5 protein-coding genes are annotated in these 3846 nt (G+C 29.4%); 2 read left to right on the plus strand and 3 right to left on the minus strand.

Annotated elements, in window-relative coordinates; translation table 11 throughout:
- From F7B34_RS04405 to F7B34_RS04415, 3 genes are all read right to left on the minus strand, one after another.
- Nucleotides 1–395, minus strand: a 395-nt coding sequence (locus F7B34_RS04405) for a cohesin domain-containing protein (protein ID WP_292460626.1), incomplete at its 3' end; no start/stop codon positions are given.
- A complete protein-coding gene (locus F7B34_RS04410) occupies nucleotides 392–1261 on the minus strand; it encodes a hypothetical protein (protein ID WP_292460627.1) in 870 nt (289 codons plus the stop codon). The genes F7B34_RS04405 and F7B34_RS04410, both read right to left, overlap by 4 nt.
- Entirely contained in the window at nucleotides 1262–1861 is a 600-nt protein-coding gene (locus F7B34_RS04415) for a cellulosome anchoring protein cohesin region (protein WP_292460628.1), read from the minus strand.
- 177 nt (nucleotides 1862–2038) lie between these two features.
- On the opposite strand from F7B34_RS04415, the gene F7B34_RS04420 reads away from it, so the two are divergent.
- Together F7B34_RS04420 and F7B34_RS04425 are read left to right on the plus strand one after the other, a co-directional pair.
- Nucleotides 2039–3397, plus strand: a complete 1359-nt coding sequence (locus F7B34_RS04420) for an ABC transporter substrate-binding protein (RefSeq protein ID WP_292460629.1) — start codon at nucleotides 2039–2041, stop codon at nucleotides 3395–3397.
- Between the two features lie 48 nt (nucleotides 3398–3445).
- Nucleotides 3446–3846: cohesin domain-containing protein (locus tag F7B34_RS04425; protein ID WP_292460630.1), on the plus strand; the 401-nt coding region annotated here is incomplete at its 3' end.

The raw sequence follows: 3846 nt of genomic DNA on the forward strand, positions 1-3846 counted from the left end.
GATATAACAGTTTTTCTTAATGATATATTTCCACTACCTTCATTTAATGCCTTAAATGATAATGTTGCTACTGTGAAATTACCATATGGTGGATTTGAAAACCATGCTAAACTTATTTTTCCAGATGAAACATTTGTTGCTTTTAAAGTTGCTTTATTGGAGATATCACTTAGTTTAATGTTTGTTAAATTCAAAATACTTGGATTATAATTAATGCATGTTTCGAAACCACTGCATGTTGCATTTTTTGGAACATTTTTTACAATCAAATCCAAATTAAATGTATCTCCAACATACTTGCTTATATTATTAGGGGTTAATTCTACGGATACATTTTCGCCATATGCTCCCGATAAAAAAACAAAAAAGGATAAAAATAAGATTATGTATTTCATGGTATCATCCTTCTAAACAATAATCCAAATATGATTCCAGATAAAATGCTTCCAATAAAAACAGATGCCAACAAATTGTAATCTAAACTGTTTTTTCCATCGGTATTTATTATAACCGTTATATTTGGTTTCTCCTCCGAAACATTTATTTTTTTTACAATAACTTTTGGTGTGCTTTGATTTGTAATTATATTTATCTTGTTTATTATTGTCGATGAAGACGAAGAAGATGAAACTATATTTTCGTTCAATTCACCGTTTAAATTAGTAGAACCTGTGTAATTTCCTATTTCCTTAATATTCACTGTTGCACCATAGAATTTAGTGTCGGGGTAGGGTTCCCTATATTGTGATTTTTCACCATAGTTACGGTAATATAAATTTTTACTATCGTATTTAATGCCCCATTCGGAGCTCACCTTACCGCTAACATTTAATGTAGTTTCTCCTTTTTTTAAAGGATTAAATGTTATTGTTCCGAGGTTTATGACATTATTATATATTGGCTTATCAAACATTATAGATAAATAAAAAACTCCGTCTTTGAATTTGTATTCTTTTATCTTATTATCTTTACATATATTACTCCAATTAAATCCAATGGGGCTTAAATAATCCTTTGAGTAATTTATATAAATATCCACGCCTTGACATCCACCATCTTTTATTTCTGGGTCAGTATATGACGATGGCACACCTAAACTCCCCTTTGGAGGTATATTTTCAACTGTAATATTAAAATTTATTAAATTTCCATTTGATTCTAAATCATTTGGAGTTAATTTTACAACAACATCATCTAATGCAAAATTTTCAGTAAATAATATTAAAAAAATAGATAAGCATAATAATTTATTTATTTTCATTTAACCACCAATTATGGACTTTAAAAAATTTTTTATGGCATTAATTATAGTGGATAAAAAATTTTCGTTAGATTTACCTAAAATATTAGAATTATTATTATCTCTGTTATTAACTACCATCAAATAGATAGTTTTTATCTTTGGGTTTGGGACTATATGATATCCATTTTCATCGGATGCTATAGGTCTAAATGTAAACGAAATATTGCCCTCTTTCAATGGCACTGCATTAATAGTCATTAAGTGAAAGTTTGAATTTATTGGTTTTTCAAAGGTAGCAAATTTGATAAATGCAGTGTTATTATCATACTTAATTTGGTAAAATTTACCTGCTTCTTTTTTTATCTCTTCATTTCCCGTAACATTTGTTATTTTTACACTACCAATATTTTGGAGAGGTATTCTTACTGTGCATTCAAACCCAGATATATTTATATTTTTATTTACATTAACATCTATGTTGATGGTAAAGTTATCACCTACATTTACCTTTTTAGGCATGTTTATATCTAAACTTATACTATTTTCTGTATTCTCTGCAAATACAATAGGCATTGAAAAAATAAATAGGGAGATAATTAATACAGATATATTTCTCATACTCTCACCATAAAAATTTAAATATCTTATTTAAGATATTTTTAATAGGTATAAACTAAACCGTAATATATAAATATTATGAATTATTTTAAAATTTTCTTGTAAATATTGAATAAATTACAATAAAACTATAATATATAAATATTACTACTTTAAAAACTTTTTGGGTGATATATTATGTCGAAAAATATAAATACTCATCCCATAATAATACTTAGTGTATTATCTTTATTAATATATATATCCCCAGTATTTGCAGATGGGGACTACAACCACAGATTGGGCGATGTAAATGGAGATGGCTCCATAGATATTTCTGATGTGATATATCTATTCAAGCATAGGAATATTCCATTAGAAGATGGAGATTTAAACTGCGATAACTCCATAGATATTGCGGATGTTGTATATCTCTTCAAAAACTATGATAGACTTAGAGAACCTATTCATTATGCCAAAGACATAAAAATTACTTACTATGACAAAAATGGAAATGAAGTAAATCCATACAACGGCGATGCATACGCATATAAAATAGTTGAAGATGCCACAGGGCAGAAATTCCTATTAAAAAATGCATCTGAAGCTATACCAACTTGGGCTAATGGAAAATATGATAAAGTTTTGAATGTTCCATTAACAAATGTCGTTGTGATGAGCTCTACACACATAGCACTAATGGAGCCATTGAATAACGATGGTTCAGTAATTGGTTCAGTTAAAGGAATCATGTGGGGCAAAGGCTACAAATGGTATTTCGATAACATCAAACAGGGGCTTAACAACGGTTCCATAGTCGATGTAGGTTCATCATACAGTCCAAATTATAATAAAATAGTAAATATTTCTCCACAGGTGGTATTCGTTTATCCAGGATATAGTGGGGATGCCATTATTGCAAAATGTAAAGATTTGAATATAACCTATGTAGCGGATGCAGAATATTTAGAGGATTCATATCTCGCAAGATGTGAATGGGTTAAGATGTTTGCAGCATTCTACAACAAAGAAGATGTAGCAAGCAAATACTTTACAAAGATTGAAAAAAAGGCATTAAATGTTAGAAGATTAACAAGAGGCAAAGAACCTGTTCTAGTTGCATGGGGTGTAAATTACCCATCCTACGGAACCTACGTGCCTAAGGCTCAATCCTATGTAGCTAAGGGAATAATGGATGACTGTAATGGAAATTACATATTCAGTGATTATCCTGGAACAGGTAGTGCAAAGATTGACTATGAAACATTTGCCGAAAGAGCTAAAAATGCAGATGTTTGGATAATACCATCAAGCACAGCATGGCTATCAACATTTAAAGACAATAATCCAGGATACACAACCTTTAAATCAGTTCAAAATGGTAGAATATACTGTATAAGCGGAGATTACTGGCAATTGGGACTTATGAATACAGATGAAGTATTAATGGATTTGGGAGAAATAATACATCCAGATGCATTTAAGGGTAGAACCACCCATTATTTCCTTAGATACTATCCTAACAACAACACCGCAGTTCCCTATACTGCAAATTAAATAATTATTTTTTAAAAGTTATTTATTATTATTTTTTGGTGATACATTATGAAGTGGAAGTTATTTACACTCTCAGTTTTAATGATTTCTTTAATTGGGATGTGTTATGCAGAAGATGTGTCGGTAGAATTAATCCCAGATAATATAAATACACATGTTGGAGATACCTTCAACCTAAATTTAACTGTAAAAAATGTTCCAAAAAATGCAACATGCAGTGGTTTCGAAACATGCATTAATTATAATCCAAGTATTTTGAATTTAACAAACATTAAACTAAGTGATATCTCCAATAACACAACTTTAAAAGCAACAAATGTTTCATCTGGAAAAATAAGTTTAGCATGGTTTTCAAATCCACCATATGGTAATTTCACAGTAGCAACATTATCATTTAAGGCATTAAATGAAGGTAGTGGAAATATATCATTAAGAAAAACTGTTATATC

The organism is Methanothermococcus sp. (assembly GCF_015523155.1).
Classification (GTDB): domain Archaea; phylum AGJL01; class Methanococci; order Methanococcales; family Methanococcaceae; genus Methanofervidicoccus.

Bases quoted from the DNA above. Each gene is read 5' to 3' on its own strand.
- F7B34_RS04420 (WP_292460629.1), top strand. From the start codon at position 2,039: ATGTCGAAAAATATAAATACTCATCCCATAATAATACTTAGTGTATTA.
- F7B34_RS04415 (WP_292460628.1), bottom strand. From the start codon at position 1,861: ATGAGAAATATATCTGTATTAATTATCTCCCTATTTATTTTTTCAATG.
- F7B34_RS04410 (WP_292460627.1), bottom strand. From the start codon at position 1,261: ATGAAAATAAATAAATTATTATGCTTATCTATTTTTTTAATATTATTT.